General features: G+C 70.7%; 22 protein-coding genes. 8 read left to right on the top strand and 14 right to left on the bottom strand.

Going from position 1 to position 22,471, the window contains the following annotated elements:
* Positions 1–24: 24 nt before the first annotated feature.
* From groL to ACYU7G_RS12375, 3 genes are all read right to left on the bottom strand, one after another.
* Positions 25–1,614, bottom strand: coding sequence for a chaperonin GroEL (groL, locus tag ACYU7G_RS12385; RefSeq protein ID WP_461108245.1), 1,590 nt, complete (start codon positions 1,612–1,614; stop codon positions 25–27).
* 12 nt (positions 1,615–1,626) lie between these two features.
* A complete protein-coding gene (groES, locus tag ACYU7G_RS12380) occupies positions 1,627–1,923 on the bottom strand; it encodes a co-chaperone GroES (RefSeq protein ID WP_461108243.1) in 297 nt (98 codons plus the stop codon).
* Positions 1,924–2,201: 278 nt separating this feature from the next.
* A complete protein-coding gene (locus ACYU7G_RS12375; RefSeq protein WP_461108241.1) occupies positions 2,202–3,347 on the bottom strand; it encodes a class I SAM-dependent methyltransferase in 1,146 nt (381 codons plus the stop codon).
* 134 nt (positions 3,348–3,481) lie between these two features.
* Between ACYU7G_RS12375 and ACYU7G_RS12370 the strand changes: the two genes are divergently transcribed.
* From ACYU7G_RS12370 to ACYU7G_RS12355, 4 genes are read left to right on the top strand one after another with little or no spacing between them, the layout of a single operon-like run.
* Positions 3,482–3,862 carry an RNA-binding S4 domain-containing protein gene (locus tag ACYU7G_RS12370; RefSeq protein ID WP_461108239.1) on the top strand — a complete coding sequence of 127 codons (381 nt, stop codon included), beginning with the start codon at positions 3,482–3,484 and terminating at the stop codon, positions 3,860–3,862.
* A 33-nt stretch (positions 3,863–3,895) separates the two neighbouring features.
* Positions 3,896–4,690 (top strand): ABC transporter permease, encoded by a 795-nt coding sequence (locus tag ACYU7G_RS12365; protein WP_461108237.1) that lies wholly within the window; start codon positions 3,896–3,898, stop codon positions 4,688–4,690.
* Positions 4,683–5,507, top strand: coding sequence for an ABC transporter permease (locus ACYU7G_RS12360; RefSeq protein ID WP_461108235.1), 825 nt, complete (start codon positions 4,683–4,685; stop codon positions 5,505–5,507). The genes ACYU7G_RS12365 and ACYU7G_RS12360 overlap by 8 nt, the downstream gene beginning before the upstream one ends.
* A complete protein-coding gene (locus tag ACYU7G_RS12355) occupies positions 5,504–6,490 on the top strand; it encodes an ABC transporter ATP-binding protein (RefSeq protein ID WP_461108233.1) in 987 nt (328 codons plus the stop codon). The genes ACYU7G_RS12360 and ACYU7G_RS12355 overlap by 4 nt, the downstream gene beginning before the upstream one ends.
* A 4-nt stretch (positions 6,491–6,494) precedes the next feature.
* Here ACYU7G_RS12355 and tsaD read toward each other — a convergent pair whose 3' ends face one another.
* The 5 genes from tsaD to ACYU7G_RS12330 are packed head-to-tail and all read right to left on the bottom strand — an operon-like array spanning position 6,495 to position 11,818.
* Positions 6,495–7,538: a tRNA (adenosine(37)-N6)-threonylcarbamoyltransferase complex transferase subunit TsaD gene (gene tsaD, locus ACYU7G_RS12350; protein ID WP_461108231.1), complete on the bottom strand. Its 1,044-nt coding sequence runs from the start codon at positions 7,536–7,538 to the stop codon at positions 6,495–6,497.
* Positions 7,535–8,029: a GNAT family N-acetyltransferase gene (locus ACYU7G_RS12345; RefSeq protein WP_461108229.1), complete on the bottom strand. Its 495-nt coding sequence runs from the start codon at positions 8,027–8,029 to the stop codon at positions 7,535–7,537. The genes tsaD and ACYU7G_RS12345 overlap by 4 nt, the downstream gene beginning before the upstream one ends.
* Entirely contained in the window at positions 8,026–8,670 is a 645-nt protein-coding gene (tsaB, locus tag ACYU7G_RS12340) for a tRNA (adenosine(37)-N6)-threonylcarbamoyltransferase complex dimerization subunit type 1 TsaB (RefSeq protein ID WP_461108227.1), read from the bottom strand. The genes ACYU7G_RS12345 and tsaB overlap by 4 nt, the downstream gene beginning before the upstream one ends.
* Positions 8,667–9,590, bottom strand: a complete 924-nt coding sequence (tsaE, locus tag ACYU7G_RS12335) for a tRNA (adenosine(37)-N6)-threonylcarbamoyltransferase complex ATPase subunit type 1 TsaE (RefSeq protein ID WP_461108225.1) — start codon at positions 9,588–9,590, stop codon at positions 8,667–8,669. Before tsaE ends, tsaB begins: the two co-directional genes overlap by 4 nt.
* 23 nt (positions 9,591–9,613) lie before the next feature.
* Complete coding sequence (locus ACYU7G_RS12330; protein WP_461108223.1) at positions 9,614–11,818, bottom strand: DEAD/DEAH box helicase; 2,205 nt, start codon at positions 11,816–11,818, stop codon at positions 9,614–9,616.
* A 357-nt stretch (positions 11,819–12,175) separates the two neighbouring features.
* On the opposite strand from ACYU7G_RS12330, the gene ACYU7G_RS12325 reads away from it, so the two are divergent.
* Entirely contained in the window at positions 12,176–13,312 is a 1,137-nt protein-coding gene (locus ACYU7G_RS12325) for a glycosyltransferase family 4 protein (protein WP_461108221.1), read from the top strand.
* Between the two features lie 7 nt (positions 13,313–13,319).
* On the opposite strand, the gene ACYU7G_RS12320 is transcribed toward ACYU7G_RS12325, so the two are convergent.
* The 3 genes from ACYU7G_RS12320 to ACYU7G_RS12310 are packed head-to-tail and all read right to left on the bottom strand — an operon-like array spanning position 13,320 to position 16,170.
* A complete protein-coding gene (locus ACYU7G_RS12320) occupies positions 13,320–14,297 on the bottom strand; it encodes a quinone oxidoreductase family protein (RefSeq protein ID WP_461108219.1) in 978 nt (325 codons plus the stop codon).
* Between the two features lie 9 nt (positions 14,298–14,306).
* Complete coding sequence (locus ACYU7G_RS12315) at positions 14,307–15,377, bottom strand: alpha/beta fold hydrolase (protein WP_461108217.1); 1,071 nt, start codon at positions 15,375–15,377, stop codon at positions 14,307–14,309.
* Positions 15,378–15,387: 10 nt separating this feature from the next.
* Positions 15,388–16,170 carry an ADP-dependent NAD(P)H-hydrate dehydratase gene (locus ACYU7G_RS12310; RefSeq protein ID WP_461108215.1) on the bottom strand — a complete coding sequence of 261 codons (783 nt, stop codon included), beginning with the start codon at positions 16,168–16,170 and terminating at the stop codon, positions 15,388–15,390.
* 64 nt (positions 16,171–16,234) lie between these two features.
* Between ACYU7G_RS12310 and ACYU7G_RS12305 the strand changes: the two genes are divergently transcribed.
* A complete protein-coding gene (locus tag ACYU7G_RS12305; protein WP_461108213.1) occupies positions 16,235–17,323 on the top strand; it encodes an S-(hydroxymethyl)mycothiol dehydrogenase in 1,089 nt (362 codons plus the stop codon).
* On the top strand, positions 17,320–17,940 hold the full coding sequence (locus ACYU7G_RS12300; RefSeq protein ID WP_461108211.1) for an MBL fold metallo-hydrolase: 621 nt from the start codon (positions 17,320–17,322) through the stop codon (positions 17,938–17,940). The genes ACYU7G_RS12305 and ACYU7G_RS12300 overlap by 4 nt, the downstream gene beginning before the upstream one ends.
* 11 nt (positions 17,941–17,951) lie before the next feature.
* Here ACYU7G_RS12300 and ACYU7G_RS12295 read toward each other — a convergent pair whose 3' ends face one another.
* Positions 17,952–18,302, bottom strand: a complete 351-nt coding sequence (locus tag ACYU7G_RS12295) for a holo-ACP synthase (RefSeq protein WP_461108209.1) — start codon at positions 18,300–18,302, stop codon at positions 17,952–17,954.
* Positions 18,303–18,312: 10 nt separating this feature from the next.
* Complete coding sequence (gene glmS / locus ACYU7G_RS12290; RefSeq protein ID WP_461108207.1) at positions 18,313–20,154, bottom strand: glutamine--fructose-6-phosphate transaminase (isomerizing); 1,842 nt, start codon at positions 20,152–20,154, stop codon at positions 18,313–18,315.
* 118 nt (positions 20,155–20,272) lie between these two features.
* Here glmS and ACYU7G_RS12285 point away from each other — a divergent pair, with 118 nt between their 5' ends.
* A complete protein-coding gene (locus ACYU7G_RS12285; RefSeq protein ID WP_461108205.1) occupies positions 20,273–21,424 on the top strand; it encodes a DUF2207 family protein in 1,152 nt (383 codons plus the stop codon).
* Positions 21,425–21,430: 6 nt separating this feature from the next.
* Here ACYU7G_RS12285 and ACYU7G_RS12280 read toward each other — a convergent pair whose 3' ends face one another.
* A complete protein-coding gene (locus ACYU7G_RS12280; RefSeq protein ID WP_461108203.1) occupies positions 21,431–22,408 on the bottom strand; it encodes an NAD-dependent epimerase/dehydratase family protein in 978 nt (325 codons plus the stop codon).
* Positions 22,409–22,471 lie beyond the last annotated feature (63 nt).

Genomic DNA, 22,471 nt, shown 5'->3' with positions numbered 1-22,471 from the left:
CCTTGCTCTGTTCGACGGAGTCGATCAGTTGTCTTCCTCGTCCTCCGGCTTGTCCACCACGAGGGTCTCCGTGGTGAGCAGCAGGGAGGCGATGGACGCCGCGTTGGCGAGGGCCGAACGGGTCACCTTGACGGGGTCGATGACACCGTTCTCGATGAGGTTCTGGTACTCGCCGATCTTGGCGTTGTAGCCGTGACCGGGCTCCATGCCCGCCACCTGGGTGGTGATGACGTAGCCGGATTCGCCACCGTTCTCGGCGATCCAGCGCAGCGGCTCCACCAGCGACTTGGCGACGATGTTGACACCGACGCGCTCGTCACCGGTGAGGCCGAGGCCGTCCTCCAGCACCTTGCCGGCGTGGATCAGGGCGGAGCCACCCCCGGAGACGATGCCCTCCTCGATGGCCGCACGGGTTGCCGAGACGGCGTCCTCGATGCGGTGCTTCTTCTCCTTGAGCTCCACCTCGGTGGCGGCACCGACCTTGATCACGCACACGCCACCGGCGAGCTTCGCGACGCGCTCCTGGAGCTTCTCGCGGTCCCAGTCGGAGTCGGTGCGGGCGATCTCGGCGTTGAGCTGGGCCACGCGGCCCTGCACCTCGTCGTGTTCGCCGGCGCCGTCGACGATGGTGGTGTTGTCCTTCGTCACGACGATGCGGCGGGCGCGGCCGAGGACCTCGAGGCCCACCTGGTCCAGCTTGAGGCCGACCTCTGCTGCGACGACCTGGCCACCGGTCAGGATGGCGATGTCCTCGAGCATGGCCTTGCGGCGGTCACCGAAGGCGGGAGCCTTGACGGCCACGGACGTGAAGGTGCCCTTGATCTTGTTGACCACGAGCGTGCTCAGCGCCTCGCCGTCGACGTCCTCGGCCACGATGAACAGCGTGCCCTTGGCACCGATGACCTTCTCCAGCAGCGGCAGGAGGTCGTTCATCGACGAGATCTTGCCGGAGTGGATCAGGATGTAGGGGTCCTCGAGGACGGCCTCCATGCGGTCTGCGTCGGTGACGAAGTACGGCGAGAGGTAGCCCTTGTCGAACTGCATGCCCTCGGTGAACTCGAGCTCGGTCCCCAGGGTGTTGGACTCGTCGACGGTGATGACGCCGTCCTTGCCCACCTTGTCGAAGGCGTCGGCGATCAGCGCACCGATCTCCTCGTCGCGCGAGGAGATGGTGGCCACCGAGGCCATGTCGGCGGTGGTGTCCACCTGGCGAGCGTTCTCCCGCAGGCGCTCGACGACGGCGTCCACGGCCTTGTCGATGCCGCGCTTGAGGCCGACGGGGTTGCCGCCCGCGGTGACCGCGCGCAGCCCCTCGTGCACCAGGGCCTGGGCCAGCACCGTCGCGGTGGTGGTTCCGTCACCGGCGACGTCGTTGGTCTTGGTGGCGACTTCCTTGGCCAGCTGGGCGCCGAGATCCTCGTACGGATCGTCGAGCTCCACCTCCTTGGCGACGGTCACGCCGTCGTTGGTGATGGTGGGGGCGCCCCACTTCTTGTCCAGGACGACGTAGCGTCCCTTGGGGCCGAGGGTCACCTTGACAGTGTTGGCGAGGATGTCCACGCCACGCTCGAGCGAGCGGCGCGCGTCCTCGTTGAACTGAAGGATCTTTGCCATTGGGTGCGGTCCTTACTTGGAGACTACGGCGAGGATGTCGCGGGCGTTGAGGAGCAGGAGCTCCTTGCCGTCGTACTTGACCTCGGTGCCGCCGTACTTGGAGAAGATGACGACGTCGCCCTCGGCGACGTCGAGCGGGACGCGGTTGCCGTTGTCGTCGATGCGGCCGGGCCCGGTGGCCACGATGCGACCCTCCTGCGGCTTCTCCTTGGCGGTGTCCGGAATGACCAGTCCGGAAGCGGTGGTCTGGACGGCCTCGAGCGGCTCGACGAGGACGCGGTCCTCGAGCGGCTTGATCGTGCTTGCCACGTCAAACCCCTTTCTGTGGTTTCCCGGCAAAGCCGGATGAGTTTCGGATCTGAGGTGTCCGGACGTCGTCGCGGGTGCCGCCCGGGCGTTGGCACCCGACAGGGTCGAGTGCCAAGTCCCAAGCTATACCCGGATTAGCACTCAGGCAAGTGGAGTGCCAGCACGTCCGAGAGCCACCCATCGACCCCACACGCCGAGTGATTCGGCAGCAAGGGGCACCGGTGCCCCTTCCGCCTGAATTCGACGGCGCGTCCGGTCGATGGGGCGCAGGCGGGCGGTCACACGCGATGCGCGAACACCGCGACGGCACCGTTCGGGGTCCGGGACAGCACCAGGGTCGCGGCCGCAGGGCCCTTCGGCTTGAGTTGACGGCGCAGGGCGGCGGGGTCGACGTCGATGCCCCTGCACTTGATCTCCAGGGTTCCGATCCGCTGCTGCTTCACGTGGGCGCGGATCGATTTCTGGTCGTAGGGCAGGGCCTCGGTCACCTCGAAGCAGTCGGCCAGCGGTGAGTCGAGGGGCTCGTCGGCCGAGAGGTAGGCCAGGTGTGGGTCCAGCAGCCAGACGTCCCGGCCGGGCGCGACCTCCCCCACCAGACCGGCGCGGATGACGGCGTTGTCCGGTTCGATGAGGAAGCGGCCGACCTCCCCCACCGGGAGTTCCCGCGGCGCCTCGGTGGCCCGGACCTCGACGGGCGCCGAGCCGTCGCGTGGGAACACCACGGCCGAGTATCCCGGCTCCAGTCGGTTCCACAGTGAGACCTCCGCCACCGAGCCGCGCTCCGAGACCCAGGTCGCGGCGACGCCGTCGGGGATCAGTTCCTTGGGCAGGCCCGGCCCGAGCTTCACGCAGGTGAAGTGGTCCGAGGACAGGTACTCCTCCACCAGGGTCCAGGGCGGGGTGAAGTCGGCGACGTCCCACGTGCGGCCACGGGCGTTGCGACGGGCCGGGTCCAGGAATACCCCCGCACCCTCGGGGACCTCGACGTCCTCGGCCCGCGCCTGCAGCACCGCCGGTCCGCCCACCAGCGCGAGGTTGGCCGTCGCGAACGCCGCCGTCTGCTCGTCGGCCTCGACGCCCTGCGCCATCAGTCCGGCTTGCTGGATCGCCATGGCGTCGGCGCCGAGGCCGCAGCCGAGGTCCCAGACCTCGGTGATACCGGCGTCGGCGAACCTGCGTGCCCGCCACTCGGCGACGGCCGGGCGGGTGGCCTGCTGCAGCCCGTCGGAGGTGAGGAACATCTCCTCGGCGTCGGGGAACTTGCCTTGCGCGCGGCGCCGCAACGCCACCTGGGTGAGCGCCTCGGCGGCCAGCGCGGGCTCGAACTCACGCCGCAGCCGCTCCGCGGCGCCCAGCGACGTCGGGTCCGCCTCCGCCGCGGCCCTGGCCAGTGCCGCGCGTCCCTGTTCCGTGAGAATCTCCACGAGCCCAAACGTAGCCCGTGACCAGGATCCGCGACACGCCTGCGTCAGGCCTTGGAGAGCCTCGCCGAGGCGTGTCCCGGACGCCTGTCACGCCCGCTGCATTGCCACTACGCTCGAGGACGGAGGTGGGAGCAATGACGAGGCTCGACGTGTGGTTGTGGTCCGTGCGGCTGTTCAAGACGCGCTCGATCGCCACCAACGCCGTCAAGGGCGGCCACGTGCGGCTCAACGGTGCCCCCACCAAGCCCGCCGCGCCGGTGAAGCCCGGGGACCGGGTCAGCATCAAGGAGCCCGGCTGGGTCCGCGAGTTCGAGGTGGTGGAACTGCTCAAGAAGCGCGTCGGTGCGCCGGTGGCGGTGAAGGCCTACGTGGACCATTCCCCCGAGCGGCCCGCCCACCTGTCCAACCCCGTGGCCCGACGGGACCGTGGCGCGGGGCGGCCAACGAAGCGGGACCGGCGCGCCATCGACAAGCTGATGGGGCACGGCCAGGTGGATCTCTTCCCCGACGACTGAGGCCTGCGGCCAGGAGGCCCTATACTCGCATCGGTGCTCGCCCATGGAAGGATCATCGCCGCCTCCTTCCGGCAGTACTCCACCTACCGGATGGCCACGGCCGCCGGCGTGTTCACCAACACCGTCTTCGGGTTCATCCGCGCCTCCATCATGTTCGCCGCCATCGCGACGGCGGGCGGCGAGTTGGGCGGCTACACCGCGCTGCAGGCGGCCACCTACGTCTGGCTCGGGCAGGCGTTGCTCGCCCCCATCGAGGCGTTCGGCACCCGCGAGGTCTCCCAGCGGGTCCATCAGGGCGACATCGCCGTGGACCTGCTGCGCCCCATCGACTTCCTGGGCCTGTACTACGCACAGAAGCTGGGTCGCTCCGGGTTCCTGCTGCTGGGCAGGGGCATCCCACCGCTGGTGATCGGTGCGCTGGTCACCGGGCTGGCACTGCCGGAGGACCCCCGCTCCTACCTGTTTGGCGCCTTCTCGGTGCTGCTGGCGATCACCGTCGCGTTCCTCGCGGACATGCTGGTCAACCTCGCCGCCTTCTGGATCGTGGAGACCCGCGGGCTGAGCGTGGTCTACCTGGCGGTGATGAACCTGCTGTCCGGGTTCCTGATCCCCATCGTGTGGTTCCCCGACTGGCTGCTCACCATCGCCCGGGCCACGCCGTTCCCCTCCATCATCCAGACCCCGATCGACACGCTTTCGGGTCGGATCAGCCCCGCCGAGGCGCTGCCCCTGGTGGGGGTGCAGGTCTTCTGGCTCGCGGTCCTCGCCGTCGCGGCCCACCTGGTGCTGCGCGCCGGCGAGCGCAGGCTGGAGGTGCAGGGTGGCTGAGACTCGTGAGCGGCCGACCTCGGCGCTGCGGATGGTGGCGACGCTGTACGGCTCGCGGATCCGCTCCCAGGCGAGCTTCCGCACCAGCTTCCTGGCCGACGTGTTGGGCCAGGTCCTGATCGTGGGCACCGAATTCCTGGAGTTGTGGGTGATCCTCACCCAGGTGGGCGTCCTCGGCGGGCTGACCCTGCCGCAGGTGGCCGTCGTCTACGGGCTGGGCGCGCTGGCCTTCGGGTTGGCGGACCTGTTCTTCGGCGAGATCGACGGCCTGTCCACCCTGATCAAGAGCGGAAAGCTCGAGACCCTGCTGGTGCGGCCGGTGCCGGTGCTGCTGCAGATCTCCAGCCTGGACCTCTCACTGCGCCGGATCGGGCGCATCGGCGTGGGGCTGGCCATGTACGTCAGCGCGCTGGGCCTCTCGGGATTCTCCCCCACACCGTCGACGCTGCTGCTGGCGGTCCTCGCGCCCATCGCCGGCGCCGCCATCTTCGGCTCCCTGCTTACGATGGCGGGCGCCATGCAGTTCTGGCTGGTGGACGGGCGCGAGTTCGCCAACGCCTTCACCTACGGCGGCAGCTACGTCGCCACCACGCCCGGTGCGGTGTTCTCGCTGCCGCTGCGGGCCTTCTTCACCTTCGTCATCCCGGCCACCCTGGTGGCCTACACCCCCACCCTCGCGCTCCTCGACCTGCCCGGCCCGGCTCTGCTGCCGCAGTCCGCCGGCTGGTTGGGGCTGCCCGCGGCGATCGTCGTGTGGACGGTCGCGGCGCTGCTGTGGCGCGCGGGGGTCCGCAGATACACAGGAGCAGGCGGATGAGCACACCCCCGAACACATCGGCCATCTCGCTGCTGGACCTGCGCCGCGAGTACGTGGTGCGCACCCGGCGCGCCGGCGGCCTGCGCCGCACCCGCAGCGTCGTGCGCGCCGTCGACGGCATCAGCCTCGAGATCGCCCCGGGCGAGGCCGTCGGCTTCGTCGGGGCCAACGGCGCGGGCAAGTCCACCACCATCAAGATGATGACCGGCATCCTGCAGCCGAGCAGTGGTGGGCTGCGGGTGCTGGGCCGCAACCCCGTGCCGGAGCGCCGGCAACTGGCCCGCGAGATCGGCGTGGTGTTCGGGCAGCGCTCACAGCTGTGGTGGGACCTGCCCCTGCGCGACTCCTACGGGATCCTCGCCGCCATGCATCGGCTCACGCCCGCCGAGCACGAGAGTCGGCTCGCGCGTCTCGTCGAGGGCCTCGACCTCTCACCGTTCCTCGACCGGCCGGTGCGGCAGCTGTCCCTGGGGCAGCGCATGCGGGGCGAACTCGCGGCGGCGCTGTTGCACTCACCGTCGCTGGTGATCCTCGACGAACCCACCATCGGCCTGGACATGATTTCCAAGGAGGGACTGCGCCGCTTCCTGCGCCAGGACCGGGCCGAGCGGGGCACCACCTTGTTCCTGACCACCCATGACATGACCGACGTCGAGCGCCTGTGCGAGCGGCTCGTGGTGGTGAACTCCGGCAGCATCGCCTACGACGGCGCCCTCGAGGGGTTCCGCGAGTCCCTCGGCGCCCCGCGCGAACTGGTGCTGGACCTGGCCGAACCGCGGGCGGAACTGGCCGTGCCGGCGGGCGTCAGCGTGGTGGCGGTGGAGGCCGATGGCATCCGCCACCGGCTGCAGTTCAACGGCAGCGAGCACAAGGTCCCCGCACTGCTGGCCCACATCGGGGCGCAGGCCGAGATCGCGGACCTCACCCTGGGCGAACCCGCCATCGAGGACCTGGTCCGCGAGATCTACGCCCGGGGGCGCTGAGGCCTCAGACGACGACGGTGGACACCGGCAGGCTGGAGTGGCCACCGAAGTCCATCGCCGACGGCGCGAGGCCTGCCCGCACCACCTCGGAGCCGACGGCCGCGATCATCGCGCCGTTGTCCGTGCACAGGCCCGGGCGGGGCCGGCGCAGTTCGATGCCGACGGCGTTCGCCCGCTCCTCCAGCAGCGTGCGCAGCCGCGAGTTGGCGGCCACTCCCCCGCCGAGCAGGATCGTCTTCGTGCCGTGGTGCTGGGCGGCGTCGACGGTCTTGGCGGTCAACACGTCGCAGACCGCCTCCTGGAAGCTGGCTGCGACGTCGGCCACGGGGACGTCGAGTCCGTCGAGCCGACGGCGTTCCACCCAGCGCGCCACGGCGGTCTTGAGGCCGGAGAAGCTGAAGTCGAACCGGTGCTTGTCGAGGTCGTGGCGGGCGGTGAGCCCGCGCGGGAAGCGGATCGCCCTCGGGTCGCCCTCGGCGGCGAGCTTGTCGATGACCGGGCCGCCCGGGTAGCTCAGACCAAGCAGGCGCGCCACCTTGTCGTAGGCCTCCCCGGCGGCGTCGTCGATGGTGGCGCCCACCTCGACGATGTCGGTGGCGATGTCGCGCACGTGCAGCAGGGACGTGTGCCCGCCGGAGACGAGCAGCGCGGTGCTGGGCATGGGCAGCTCACCGTGGTCCAGCAGGTCGACGGCGACGTGGCCGACGAGGTGGTTGACCCCGTAGAGGGGCTTGCCGAGGTAGGCGGCCAAGGCCTTGGCGGCCGAGATCCCCACCAGCAGGGCACCCATCAGGCCGGGGCCGGAGGTGACGGCGACGGCGTCCACCTCGGCGAGGTCGACGTCGGCGGTCTCCGCGGCGCGCCGCAGCGTGGGGATGATGGCGGACAGGTGGGCGCGGCTGGCCACCTCGGGCACCACTCCGCCGAAGCGGACGTGCAGGTCCACCGAACTGGCCACCTCGTTGGCGAGGAGTTCCCGGCCACGGACGATGCCGACGCCGGTCTCGTCGCAGGAGGACTCGATTCCAATGATCAGGGGCTCACTCATCGGGCCACCTCCGTTTCCGGGGCACCGACGGCGTCCGGGTCCAGACCCGCCAGCACCAGTTCCATCACCAGCGCGTGCGCGCCGGCCGCGTAGTAGTCGCGGCGTTCCCCGATGACGACGAAGCCGAGGCTGTGGTAGAGGGCGACGGCGGGCTCGTTGTCGTGGCGCACCTCCAGCAGCACGCGTGTCGCGCCCTGCTCACCGGCCCAGCGCAGGCCCGCCCCCACCAGGGTGCGCGCCAGCCCTTGCCTACGGTGCCCGGCGGCCACCACCACCCGATGCAGGTCCGCGGTCTCACCCACCAGTTGGAAGGTGGCGGCCCCGGCCAACTCCACTGCGGCACCACCCGCCTCGGCCACCAGCACCAGCCGGTCACCCGCAGCCAGTTCATCGCTCCAGAGCTGCCCGTTCCAGCGCTCCGTGGCCGCGAAGGAGTCCTCCAGCGCCACCAGCCCGGGCAGGTCCGCGACGGTGGCGGTCCGGGCGTTCATCGTCGCACCCGCAGCTTGGGGAGGGTGGACTTCGGGGGGCCGCCGACGGTGGCGTCGGCTGGGCGCAGGTAGTAGGGCTCGTCGCCCGCGGTCGCGAGTTGCTGCCAGCGGGCCGCCATGACGGCAGGGTCCAGCGCGACGGGGCCGTCGGCGTCCCAGTCCAGGTCCGTGCGGAACTTCTCCGGCACGGGCCCGGCGACGGGCAGTTCGGGCAGGTCACCGGGGGCACTCACCTGCGGCTCGCCGACCCTCGCACCCGAGGTGTAGCGGGCCCAGTAGAGCTCACTGCGGCGGGCGTCGGAGGCGATGACGAACTCCTCCGGGGCGGCCTCGCCCCACTGCAGCGCGAGCACGTCGAGCGAGCAGACACCGTGGGGCTCCACGCCGGCGAGCTCCGCGAGGGTCCAGGCGGCCGCCACCCCCACCCGCAGGCCGGTGAACGGCCCCGGCCCCATGCCGACGACGAACTCGTCGACGGCGGTGAGGGGCACGTGCGCGGTGCACAGTTCCTGCACGGCGGGCACGAGCGCCTCGACATGGGCACGGGTGTCCGGCACCACCGTGGCGGCCACGGGCACGCCGTCGCGGGCGAGTCCCACGGCCACGTGGAAGGAGGTGTCGATCGCGAGCGTCCAGGTCATCGCAGCTCCCTGAGGGGTTCCAGGGCGTCGGCCCAGCGGGGACCGACGCCGTCGAGCAGCACGGTGCGCACGTCGTCGCCCTCGCCGCGTTCGATGGTGATCTCGAGCCTGTCGTCGGAGAGCCACTCGGCCATCCCCTCGCCCCACTCCACCATGGTGACCGACTCCGCGAGGGACTCGTCGAGGTCGATGTCCGCCAACTCGGCGCCGTCCCCGAGGCGGTAGGCGTCGACGTGCACGAACGAGGGTCCGTCGGCGGTGGCCTCGTGGAAGCGGGAGATGATGAAGGTGGGTGAGGTGACGTGCCCGTTCACGTGCAGGCCCTCCCCGATCCCCTGCGCGAGGGTGGTCTTGCCGGCGCCGAGGTCCCCGGTGGCGATGATCACGTCACCCTTGCGCAGCAGGGCGGCGATGCGGAGCCCGAGCCGGTGCATGTCGTCGGCGGTGGGCACGTCGAGCAGGATGGGCAGCGGGCGCGCCAGGACGTAGCCGTCCTCGGCCTCCCGCGCCACCCGGAAGCCGTGACGCTGCCACCAGGCCAGCAGCTCGGGGAACTCGCGGCGGGTCAACAGTTCGACGGTGCGGCAACCCAGGTCCGAGGCGACGGAGGCCGCGCCCTCGATCAGCTGGTGCGCGTGCCCGGACCCGGAGTGCTCCGGGAGCACGCTGACGCGACGGAAGGTGGCGACGTCACCGGTGACGCTGATCAGCAGGCACGCGATCAGTTCACCGTCGAGTTCCAGGCAGATGCCGTGGCCGCCTCGGATGGCGTCCTCGACGTCGGCGACGGTGTCGCGCAGCGCAGCCGCTGGAGGGTCAACCGGCCTCCGGGCCGCGAAGGCGGTCCGGATGACCTCGAACATGGCAGCGGCGTCCCCCACGGCGGCGAGCCGGAGGGACGCCTCGGGAGAAGCGCTCATTTCGACGCGACTCTACTCCTGCGTCACCAGTTGTCGCGACGACGACCCTGGCCGCGGTAGCCACCGCCACGGCCGCCGCGTCCGCCACGACCGCCGTAGCCACCGCGCTTGGGGCCGCGACGCTGCTGCTTGGGGGCGATGATCGCCTGGAAGTCCTCGTCGGCGATCGGGGTCTCGGAGACGGGCCGGGCACCGGTGGCCTCGCGGAGTTCGACGCTGCCGGGCTGGACCTGCAGCGGGGTGACCCGCACGCCGGCCTGGTCCGCGATGCGACGGACCTGCTTGCGCTGGTGCGGCAGCACGACGCTGACCACGGCGCCGCTCTCACCGGCGCGGGCCGTGCGGCCGGCGCGGTGCAGGTAGTCCTTGGGCCCCATGGGCGGGTCCACCTGGAGGACGAGGGTGATGTCGTCGACGTGGATGCCGCGGGCGGCGACGTCGGTGGCGACGAGGACCTTCAGCTTGTCCTCCTTGTAGGCCTCGAGCACCCGGGCACGGGCGCCCTGGGTGAGGCCGCCGTGGAGCGCACCCGCCATCACGCCGGCCTCGCGCAGCTGCCCGGCGATGCGGTCCGCACCCATCTGGGTGCGGGCGAAGATCAGCGTCTTCGCCTCACGGTTGGCGATCTCGGCGGTGATGAGGTTCTTGTGGTGCGGCGCGAGCTCCAAGAAGTGGTGCGTCATCGTCGTCACAGAGGCCTGGCCGGAGTCCACCTCATGGGTGACCGGGTCGGCCAGGTACTTGCGCACCAGACGGTCGACGGCGCGGTCCAGGGTGGCGGAGAACAGCAGACGCTGGCTGCCCTCGGGGGTGGCGTCGAGCAGGGTGGAGACGTCGGGCAGGAAGCCCAGGTCGCTCATGTGGTCGGCCTCGTCGAGGATCGTGACCTGGACCTGGGAGAGGTCAGCGGCGCCCTGCTCGAGCAGGTCGATCAGGCGGCCGGGGGTGGCCACGACGATGTCGACGCCACGCTCGAAGGCGCGGATCTGCGGGCCGTAGGACATGCCACCGGCGATCAGCGTGAGGTCCAGGCCGACGGACGTGGCCAGCGGGGAGAGGTTGTCCGCGATCTGGAGCGCGAGCTCACGGGTCGGGGTCAGGATCAGTGCGCGGGGCGATCCGACGGCCTCGCCCTGCGAGAGGCGGGTCAGCGTCGGCAGGCCGAAGGCGAGCGTCTTGCCGGAGCCGGTGCGGCCGCGGCCGAGGACGTCGCGGCCGGCGATGGCGTCGGCGATGGTGGCGCGCTGGATCGGGAAGGGCTCGACGATGCCCTTGGAGGCCAGGGTGGCGACGATGGGCAGGGCGACGCCGAGCTCCGCGAAGCCGGACTTCTCGTCGGCCTCGGAGACCTGCAGTTCCTGGGCCTCGGCGGCCTGCCAGCTCATCTGGTCGGCATCGGCGGCGCCGCCGTCGAAGTCGCGGGGGCCGGAGTCGCGCCACGAGTTGTTGTGGTCGCGGTGGTGCTTGCGCGGGGCGTGGTCCCGGAAGTCACGTGCCGGGCCGCGACGGTCGCCGCCCTCGCCCGAGTCGGCGAAGTGGCGACGCCCTGGGCGCTCGCCACGGTCGTCGTTCCAGGACTTGCGGGGACGGTCGTCACGGTTCCAGCTGTTGCCCCGGTCGCCGCGGTCGTCGCGGTTGTACGGGCGGCGGTCGTCGCGGTTCCAGCTGTTGCCGCGCTCGCCGCGATCATCCCGGTTGAAGGAGCGACGGTCATCACGCTTGAAGCCGTTGCCGCGGTCACCGCGGTCGTCACGGTTGTACGGGCGGCGGTCGTCACGGTTCCAGTTGGAGCGACGGTCATCGCGACCGAACCCGTTGCCGCGGTCACCCCGGTCACCGCGGTCACCGCGGTCGTCACGGTTGTACGGACGGCGGTCGTCGCGGTTCCAGTTGGACCGACGGTCATCGCGCTTGAAGCCGTTGCCGCGGTCGCCGCGGTCGTCACGGTTGTAGGGGCGACGGTCGTCGCGCTGGTAACCGCGGTCGTCGCGGGAGAAGTTGCGGCGCTCGCCGCGCTCGTCGGAGTTGAAGGAGCGCTCGCCGCGGTCGTCGCGGGCGAAGCTGCGCTTGTCGCCGTCGCGGTTGAAGCCACGGGTCTCGCCGTCGCGGCTGCGCTGGCCGCCGCGGGTGCGGGGGCCGTGGCCGCGGGCGGCGCGTTCGGCGGCGCTCCAGCGCTTCTTGGGGGTGCCGTCGGCCTTCTGGGACTTGGCAGTCTTCTTCTTGGGCATGGCCATGGTGTTGTGGGGTCCTTCGCTGTTTCGAGGCGGGCCCAGCGACGGTGTTGCGCTGGGCGCGGCGCGTCTCGTCACATCAAGAACATCAAACACAAGACGGCCGGTGGACACGCCGCAGTGGGGCGCATCGCATGGTGCTGGCTGGGGGCGGGTTCAACGGTCCGCAGTCCCGGGAGATTCAAGATTCCGAAGCCAGGTCGGAATCCGTCGGCCAGAAGTGACCGACCTGTCCACCTTACCTTCCCGGGCACGTTTCCCCCAAACCGAGGGTCACCGACTTGTCACGGAGCGTTCACCCCCTGTTGGCCGTCACTTCGTCGGTCGGACACCCTCGGGACTAGAATCGAAGACGTGCGAGTTGCAGTAGTCGCCGAATCCTTCCTGCCGCAGGTGAATGGCGTGACCAATTCTGTCCTGCGGCTGCTGGACCATCTCCGCGAGCACGGCCACGAGGCGATGGTCATCGCCCCCGCCGACGGGGACCGGACCCCTGCTGACTACCGGGGCTTCCCGGTCCACGCCATGAGCTCGGTCGGGTTGCCCGGCTATGACATCGTGCGCGTGGTCACCACCCCGTCGTACTACATCGAGAAGTTGCTGGCCGAGTTCCGTCCCGACGTGGTGCACCTGGCCGCGCCGATCGTCCTGGGCTACAAGGCCGCGACGGTGGCCGCGAAGCTGGGCATCCCCATGGTCGGGATCTACCAGACGGAGGTGCCCTCCTACGCGGCCCGCTACGGCTTCCCGCAGCTCGAGCCGCTGTTCTGGCACCACCTGCGTCAGGTCCACTCCCTGGCCACGCTGAACTTCGCCCCCTCCACCTTCGCCCGGGACCAGTTGCTGGCCCACGACATCCCGCGGGTCGGGGTGTGGGGGCGCGGCGTCGACTCGGTCCGGTTCAGCCCCCTGCACCGCTCCGCGGAGCTCCGCCGTCGGCTGGCCCCGAACGGCGAGCGACTGATCGGCTACATGGGGCGTCTCGCCAGCGAGAAGCAGGTCTCGGACCTCGCCGTGCTGAACGACGTTCCCAACACCCGTCTGGTGATCATCGGCTCCGGACCGGAACGACGACGGCTGGGTCAACTGCTTCCCGGGGCCGAGTTCACCGGCCAGCTGAGCGGCCGGGAGCAGGCCACGACGCTCGCCTCGCTGGACCTGTTCGTCCACACCGGGGAGTTGGAGACGTTCTGCCAATCCATCCAGGAGGCAAAGGCCTCCGGGCTGCCCGTCGTCGCGCCGGCCCGCGGCGGCCCCATCGACCTGGTGGACCAGTCCCGCACCGGCTGGCTGTACCGACCGGGAGACTTGGCTGCCCTGCGCGAGCACGTGGTGGACCTGATCGGCGACGACGCCAAGCGCCGCGCCTTCGGGGTGGCGGCCCGCAACTCCACGCTCCACCGGACCTGGGCGAACCTCTGCTCGGAGCTGGTGGACCACTACCGTGAGGCCATCCGCCGTTCCGTGCGCCGTCGTGTCCGGGTGACCTGAGGCCCGCTCAGGGGACCAGGACCAGCTTGCCGGTGGTGCGCCTGCCCTCCAACGCGTCATAGGCCTCGGCGGCCTGCGCGAATCGGTACCGGCCGCCGATGTCCAACTGCACCGCGCCGGTACGGATCCACTCGAACAACTCCGCGGAGCGCGCCACGAACTCCGCCCGCTCCTCGACGTAGTGGGCCAAGGTGGGGCGGGTGACGTAGACGGACCCGGCGGCGTTGAGGCGCTGCAGGTCGAAGGGCGGCACCTGCCCGCTGGCGCCGCCGAACAGCACCAGCATCCCGCGTCGGCGCAGCGAGGCCAGCGACGCGTCGAAGGTGTCCTTGCCGACGCCGTCGTAGGCGACGTGGACACCGCCCCCAGCGACCTCCCGGACCGCCGCGGCCAGGTCCTCCACCTCCCGGTAGTTGATCGTGTGTTGCGCCCCGCGCCCGCGAGCGACCTCCAGTTTCTCCTCGCTGCCCGCCGTCGCGACGACGATGCCGCCGCGGTTGCGGATCATCTGCACCAGCAGTTGCCCGACACCCCCGGCGGCGGCGTGCACGAGGGCCACGTCATCCGGCTGGACGGAGTAGGTGGACGTCACCAGGTAGTGGGCCGTGAGGCCCTGCAGCATCGCCGCGGCCGCGTCCACGAGGTCCACGCCGTCGGGGACGCCCACCACCTTCTCGGCCGGGAGGTTGACCAGGGTGGCCTGGCTGGCGCCGGACTGGCCCCACGCCACCCGGTCCCCCACGGACACCCGGTCCACGCCCTCGCCGAGGGCCACGACGGTGCCGGCGCCCTCGTTGCCGAGGACGAACGGGGTCTCGGTCGGGTACACGCCCTGGCGCACGTACACGTCGTAGAAGTTGACGCCCGCGGCAGCGAGTTCCACCTGGACCTCGCCGGGCCCCGGGTCGGGCACCTCGTGCTCCAGTACCTCCAGGACGGAGCTGTCCCCCGGTTCCGTGACCACTACTGCGCGTGCTGTGCCCATGGCCCAAACCTAGCTGCGGGCGTGGAGTTTCTCGAGGAGTCGCACGAACTGGCGGGGAGCCTCCCCGTGGAAGTCGTGGCCGGTGTCGACCTTCTCGAACTCCTCGTTGGGCAACAGCTCGCGGATCCGGGCGGCGTCCTCGTCGCTGGTGGCGGCCTGCAGCAGGTCACCGTCCCAGGACACCTTGGTGTGGACGAACGAGGTGGGCTGCCGGATGGCACGCAGGGTGGCCTCGTGGTCGAAGCCCTCGTCCCAGTCGCCGGAGTGGAAGGCCTCGCCGAATCGGGGGTCGTAGTCCTCCATGCTCCGCAGGAACTCGTTGCCGGGCCACCACCACAGCTGCAACGGCTCGCCCGGGGACTTCGCACGGCGCGCCAGCCCTGCCTCCCGGGGACGCTCGGCCCCGTCGCCGAAGAACTTCCACATCAGCTGGTTGCGCCAGTAGTGGGCGACGAAGTCCTGCTCCCCGCTCGCCAGGAACCGGTGGCAGCTGGTGGCCAGGTCCCGCCAGTTCCAGGTGTCGCGGGCACGCGGCAGGAGGGTGGTGAGCATCGGCGGGTCCTCGAGCATGACCTTGTCCACCAGCTCCGGGGCGTTGGCCGCAAGCCAGGCGGCCAGTTGGCCGCCCGAGGAGTGCCCCGACACGATTGCCGGTTCACCGATCACCTCCGCCGTGAAGGCGGCGAGGTCCCGGCCGATCTCCACCGCCCGGTACTTCTCCGGCGCCCTGTCTGATCCCCCGTGCCCGTGCACGTCGACGGCGTAGACGTGGAACATCTTGCTGAGTGCGGGCAGCGCCGCCGCGTACGACTTCCAGTCCGAGCCCTGCCCGTGGACCAGCAGCAGCGGCGGGAGGCCGTTGTTCGGACCCTCCCCGTAGTTCAGCCAGGTGCCGTTGACCCGCACCCTCCGCTCACTGAAACCGGCCCTCGTCGCTCTTGCGCGGTGCCACGTGCCGGCGAAGAGGTTGCGGGCTGCGAACCCGCCCACCGCCGCGGTCCCCAACGCGAGGGCACCTCCGAGCACGACGGCGAAAGCCCTTGCGGCGGTGCGTTGGCGTCGTTGTCCTCGTGTAGCCATGTCCCCCACTCTAGGACTGCGGGAACAGCCGGCCCAGCACGTCGGCGAAGCCCTCGGCAAGCCGGTCCGGCGGGTGCGGGCCCGGAAAGGCGACCGCAGCCATGGCCTGCAGCGACGCGGCGAGCAGTGCTGCCCGGTCCGCGGAGAGGCCCGCCGCCAGCAGCGTGCCGCATGCTCCCGCCAGCACGTCGCCGGAGCCGGCCTGCGCCGTCCACGAGGGACCCGGGACCGCGGTGGTGACAGCGCCGTCGGGCGTGCACACGTACTGGGTGGCGCCCTTGAGCAGCACCGTGGCCCCGAAGGTCTCGGCGGCACAGCGGATGTGGTCCACGGGCTCGGCCTGCACCGCGGGCCGCTCCACCCCCAACAGTTTCGCGAGTTCGCCCGCGTGCGGGGTCAGCAGCGAGTTCTGTGGGAGCTCCACCGGCAGCAGGGTGAGCGCGTCGGCGTCCAGCACCAGCGGCACGTCCCGCCCGAGGGCCGCCTCCAGCCGTTCCGGGGAGGCCGTCTCACCCCAGCCGGACCCGAGCACCATCGCCTGCACGCGGCCGTCGGCCGTCACCGCGCTCGGGAACCTCGCCAGCACCAGTTCCGACAGCGCCGGACCGACGTAGCGCACCATGCCGGCGCCGGAGTGCAGGGCGCCCGCGCAGCCGAGCAGGGCGGCCCCGGGATACTGGGCCGAACCGGTGTCCAGGCCGACGACGCCGCGGCTGTACTTGTCACTGTCCACCCGCGGCACGGGCCACAGGCGTTCGAATTCCTCGGGTGTGATCGCGGGGATCTCTTCCATGGCCCCAGTCAACCATCGCCCGTGGCTATGGTGGGGTCCAACCAGACATGAGGAGGAAGTGGCAATGGTGCACAAGGTCAGGGCCGCCGTGGTCCACGCCAAGGGCGAACCGGTCTCCGTGGAGACCATCCTGGTACCGGACCCCGGCCCGGGCGAGGCGCTGGTGGACATCCTGACCTGCGGCGTGTGCCACACGGACCTCGCCTACCAGCAGGGCGGCATCAATGACGAGTACCCATTCCTGCTCGGCCACGAGGCCACCGGAGTGGTCGCCGCCGTCGGGGACGACGTCACCGAGGTCGCCGTCGGGGACCGGGTGATCCTGAACTGGCGCGCGGTCTGCGGCCAGTGCCGCGCCTGCCGTCGCGGTGAGTTGCAGTACTGCTTCAACACCCACAACGCCGCGCAGAAGATGACGCTGGAGGACGGCACCGTCCTGAGCCCGGCGCTCGGGATCGGCGCGTTCGCGGAGAAGACGCTGGTCGCTGCCGGCCAGTGCACGAAGGTGAGCGAGGCGGCGGACCCGGCAGCGGCCGGGCTGCTCGGCTGCGGTGTGATGGCCGGCATCGGTGCCTCCATGAACACCGGTGGCGTGCGGCAGGGCGACTCCGTGGCGGTGATCGGCTGCGGCGGCGTCGGCACCGCCGCCATCGCCGGCGCGAAGCTGGCCGGCGCCACGACGATCATCGCCGTGGACATCGACGACGAGAAGCTGGCCCGCACGAAGCACTTCGGGGCCACCCACACCGTCAACTCCCGCAACGAGGACCCGGTGGAGGCCATCCGTGCGCTCACCGACGGCAACGGGGCGAACGTGGTGGTCGAGGCCGTGGGGCGTCCGGAGACCTACGAGCAGGCCTTCTACGCCCGCGACCTCGCCGGCACCGTCGTCCTGGTGGGCGTGCCCACCCCGGACATGAAGATCGAACTCCCGCTGCTGGAGGTGTTCGGCCGGGGCGGGGCCCTGAAGTCCTCCTGGTACGGCGACTGCCTGCCCTCCCGCGACTTCCCGATGCTGGTGCAGCACTACCTCAACGGCAACCTGGACCTGGCCGGTTTCGTCACCGAGCGGATCGGGCTCGACGACGTCGAGGCGGCCTTCGAGAAGATGCACACCGGCAACGTGCTGCGTTCGGTGGTGGAGATCTCATGAGGATCGAGAACGCGGTCACCTCCGGCACCTTCTCCCTCGACGGCGGCACCTGGGACGTCGACAACAACGTGTGGGTGGTGGGAGATGACGACGAGTGCGTCATCATCGACGCCCCGCACGACCCGGCGCCCATCCTCGAGGTGGTGGGCGAGCGCCGGGTGCTGGGCATCCTGCTGACCCACGCCCACGACGACCACATCGGCGCCGCCCTCGCCCTGCGCGATGCCACCGACGCTCCGGTGCACCTCAACCCTGCGGACCGGATGCTCTGGGACCGGGTGCACGACGTCGCACCTGACTCCGAGGTGGCCGACGGGGACCGCTTCAAGGTGGGCGACGCCGAACTGGTCGCCGTGCACACCCCGGGCCACTCCCCCGGCTCCACGTGTTACCTGCTGCCTGCGGAGTCGACGGTCTTCACCGGGGACACCCTGTTCAAGGGTGGCCCGGGCGCCACCGGGCGCTCGTTCAGCGACTTCCCGACCATCATCGAATCCATCAGGGAGAAGCTGCTCACGCTGCCACCGGAGACGGTGGTGCGCACCGGACACGGGGACGCCACCACCATCGGCGACGAGGCACCCCACCTCGAGGAGTGGATCGCTCGCGGCCACTGAGGTTCGCGGGCTCAGGCCTCGCAGACCACCAGTGCGGTGGCGAAGCCTCCGTCGTGGGAGATGGACAGGTGCATGCGTTCGATCCCCAGTTCCGCCACCCGAGCGGCGACGGTGCCTGTCACCACGAAGCTGGGCACGCCGTGCTCGGACTTGACCACCTCGCAGTCCAGCCAGCGCATCCCGCCGGGTGACTGGAGAGCCTTGGCCAGCGCCTCCTTGGCGGCGAACCGCGCTGCTTGGGACTGGATGGACAGTGCCCGTTCCGACGGTGTCAGCAACCGCTCGCGCAGGCCGGGGCGCCGTTCGAGCATGGCCTCGAACCGCTCCACCACGCACAGGTCAGTGCCGACGCCCACGATCATGCGTGGCAGCCTATTCGACGGTGACCGACTTCGCGAGGTTGCGGGGCTGGTCGACGTCGTGGCCCTTCAGGGTGGCCAGTTCGCAGGCGAACAGCTGCAGCGGAACGATGGCCAGCAGCGGCTGCACCAGGGTGGACACCGGTGGCAGCGGGATAAACACCTCGGCGTGGGCGCGTGCCTCGTCGTCGGCGGCGTCGCCCAGCACGATGGTCTTGGCCCCGCGGGCACGGACCTCGGCGATGTTGGAGATCACCTTGTCCCGGAGCTGGTCCCGGCCGTGGGGCGGCACGACGACGAAGATCGGCAGGTCCTGGGAGACGAGCGCGATGGGTCCGTGCTTGAGTTCCCCGGCCGCGAAGCCCTCGGCGTGGATGTAGGCGAGCTCCTTCAGCTTGAGCGCACCCTCCAGCGCCACCGGGTAGCCGACGTGGCGGCCCAGGAACAGCACCGAAGAGGCGTCCTTGAACTGCTCGGCCAGGTCCAGGACGGTCTGCTGCTCGTCGAGGAGCTGCTGCAGCGCGGCCGGCATCCGCTCGAGCTCGGCGAGCAGCGCGGCGATCTCGTCGCCGTACTTCATCCCGCGCACCTGCGCCAGGTAGAGGCCCAGCAGGTAGCAGGCCACCAGCTGGGTGGTGAAGCCCTTCGTGGAGGCGACGCCGATCTCGGGGCCGGCGTGGGTGTAGATGACGGCGTCGGACTCGCGCGGGATGGTGGCGCCGTTGGTGTTGCAGATGGCGATCACCTTGGCGTGCTGCTCGCGGGCGTGGCGGATGGCCATCAGCGTGTCCGCCGTCTCGCCGGACTGGGAGATGGTGACCACGAGGGTCATCGGGTCGATGATCGGGTCCCGGTAGCGGAACTCGCTGGCCAGTTCCACCTCGCAGGGGATGCGGGTCCAGTGCTCGATGGCGTACTTGGCCACCAGGCCGGCGTAGAAGGCGGTGCCGCAGGCCACGATGACGATCTTGTTGACGCGGCGCAGGAGTTCGGGGCTCATCCGCAGCTCGTCGAGCACCAGCTCGCCCCGCTCGTTGAGGCGGCCGAGGAGGGTGTCGGCGACTGCCTGGGGCTGCTCGAAGATCTCCTTGCGCATGAACCAGTCGTAGCCCTGCTTCTGGGCGGCGGCGAGGTCCCAGTCCACCCGGAAGGCGGTGGTCTCGGCTGGGCCGCCGTCGAAGGTGGTGACGTTGACCCCGTCGCGGGTGAGTTCGACGATCTGGTCCTGGCCCAGTTCGATGGCGTCGCGGGTGTGCTCGATGAAGGCGGCGACGTCGGAGGCCAGGAAGTACTCCCCCTCGCCCACACCCACGACGAGGGGCGAGTTGCGACGGGCCGCGACGACGCGGTCCGGGTCGTTCGCGTCGACGGCAACGAGGGTGAAGGCCCCGTCGAGGCGGACCACGGCGCGGCGCATGGCCTCGACGAGGTCGGCCCCGCCTTCGAGTTCGCGGGCGATCAGGTGGGCGGCCACCTCCGAGTCGGTCTCGGAGGTGAAGGTGGCCCCGGCCTCCTGGAGTTCGGCACGCAGCGGGGCGTGGTTCTCGATGATGCCGTTGTGCACGATCGCGACCCGCTCCCCCGAGGTGTGCGGGTGCGAGTTCGCGTCGGTGGGTGCGCCGTGGGTGGCCCACCGGGTGTGCCCGATCGCGGTGCCGGTGCGCTGCACCGGGTCCGCCTCGATCTCGGCTGCGAGGTTGGCGATCTTGCCCTGCTTCTTGCGCCACTCCACACGGCCGTCGACTGCGAGCGCTATGCCCGCCGAGTCGTAGCCCCGGTACTCCAACCGGCGCAGGCCGGCGAGCACGATTTCAAGTCCGTCACGGTCACCCAGGTACCCAACAATTCCACACACGCGGACAACCGTACAGTACCGATGAGCGATTCTTGACATTCGCGCGCCGGGCGCTCCGTGTGCTATCGCCGCTGGTCGGGCCATCCCGGTGACCGACCCCGTGGCTAGTCTGGAAGGCGTGCCCGATCCATTCCAAGTCATCGCCATCCTCCTGATCGCAGCGGTTCCGGTACTTCTCGGCCTGTTGATCGCTGGTTTCGCCCGACTGGTCGCGAACCGGCTGCCGGCGTCCCCCGTCGTGGAGTTCCTCCCACCGCGGGAGGGCAGCATCTTCGAACACGGGCTGGCGGTCCGGGCGGACCGACGCGTCCTCACGGCGGCGCTCATCGAGCTCGCCGTGCAGGGCAAGGCGCGAGTGCTCACCACCGACGGCCGGCGCGGGCCGGTGGCCGTGCAGGTGAGGCCCGGCGCAGCACTCACTGGCGAGCAGCGGGAGTTCCTGCGGGCGTTCCGCCCATCACACATGAAGCCGCGCCAGGAACGCCGCTACCTGGAGGCGCTGCGCGAGCTCGGGATCGAGTCGGCGAGCCTCGCTGAGGCGCCGGAGGTCTTCTTCCTGCGGGGACACGGCACCTTCCGTCGGCACCGGCGCCGGCACCTGAGCGAGTTCCTGGACAACACCCGCAGGCGCCTGACCTCCGACGGCTACACCCGCCGCAACCCCAGCTCGGCGCACCTGGTGCTGCTCTCGCTGCTGTTCCTGGCCGTTCTCGTGGTGGGCCTGGTGCTGCTGCTCGGGGCGCTGCTGAACGGCGCTTGGCTGGGGGCCGTGGCTGTGGTGGCCGAGGTGGCGCTGCTGTTCTGGGTCCTGACCATCGCGCCCGGGCCGCTGCTGCGGTTCACCGAGCGCGGCAAGGAGTTGCGCCGACACCTGGCCGGCCTGCGCTCCTACATGGAACTGGCCGAGCAGGAACGGCTCCGCGTGCTCCAGTCACCGGAGGGCGCCCTGCGCACACCGGCGGGCGCGCTCACCGTCGGCGGGCAGGTGCTGGGGCTGGAGGCGCAGCCGGCGGCGGGCGACCCGGTGGCCCTGTCAAGGCTCGACCGGTTCCTGCTGACCGAGAAACTGCTCCCCTACGCCGTGCTCTTCCGGCAGGAGAAGCAGTGGCAGAAGGAATTCGAGCGGCTGGGTGGCGGCGTGGACATCTCACAGCACATGCGCGCGCTGGGGACGACGTTCGAGACCACCGTCGCGGTGGTGCAGGCGATCGCCATCGTCATCGAGATCATCCGCCTCGTCGGTGGGCTGCTCTCGCTGTTCCGCAACTGAACGGGCTCACTGGCCCTCGGCCAGGAACAGCTCAGCGGTCTCGATGATGGAGTCGTCGGTGTTGCGGGGCCGCCAGTCGAGTTCCCGACGCGCCCGCGAGCTGTCGTGAACCACTTCCGTCTCCGACCCGATCGGTGGCCGGTTGTTGCGAGGGGTCAGCCAGCCGACGATGGTGGCGCGCCAGCCTGAGAGCACTGTGGTGGGCACGTGCCTGGCACGCTCCCCCAGTCGGTCCCGCAGCACCCTCGCGATCTCGACCATCCAGTAGAACTCGCCCGGGACCAGGTAGCGTCCCGTGGCCTTCGGGTTCACCAGGGCGGACACGTGCGCCTTGGCGACGTCGCGCACGTCGACGATCTCGACGCCCCGCTTCGGGACGTCACCCGAGCGTCCCGAGACCAGGTCACCGATGAGCCACAGCCGCTCCAGCCCGCCGGGCCCGACCGGCGCCCCCACCATGTGTCCCGGCAGCAGCGTGACCAGTTCGATCCCGAGGCGCTCGGCCGTCTCGTGGGCGCTGCGCTCCACCGTGGCGGCGATCGCACCGTCGCCGGCGCTGTTGGTGGGATCGGTCCACACGGCCTCGTCGGCGGTCGTGGCGTCGTCGGCCGGCCGGGCGGCTCCCACGGTGGAGGTCACCACGACCCGCTCCACCCCGGCCGAGCTCGCGGCCTGCAGGATCCGCGTGGTCACCTGCTGGTTGACCTCGGACTCGGACTCCCGCGCCGCGACGTGGCCGGTGTGGACGACGTAGGTGGCGCCCCGCGCCGCGTCAGCCCACCCCGCGTCCCTCAGCGGGTCCAGGACGATGGTCTCCAGCCGCGCGGTCACGTCCACCTTCGCGGAGACCGCCTCCAGGATTCCGGGGACCGCGTCCACGGCGGGGGCGACGGCCCGCACCCGCAGGCCCCGTCCGAGGGCCTCGACGATGCACCACTGCCCCAGGTAGCCAACGCCATCAGTGACCAGAACCAGTGCCGACATGCCCGCAAAGCTAGCGCAGTGCGTGGCCACCGCGTGGCCACTGTTAGGCTTTTGCCCGAAGTA

This window comes from Tessaracoccus terricola (genome assembly GCF_054776555.1).
Note: the sequence above shows the minus strand (reverse complement) of the source record. Positions and strands in the feature narration are given on the sequence as shown.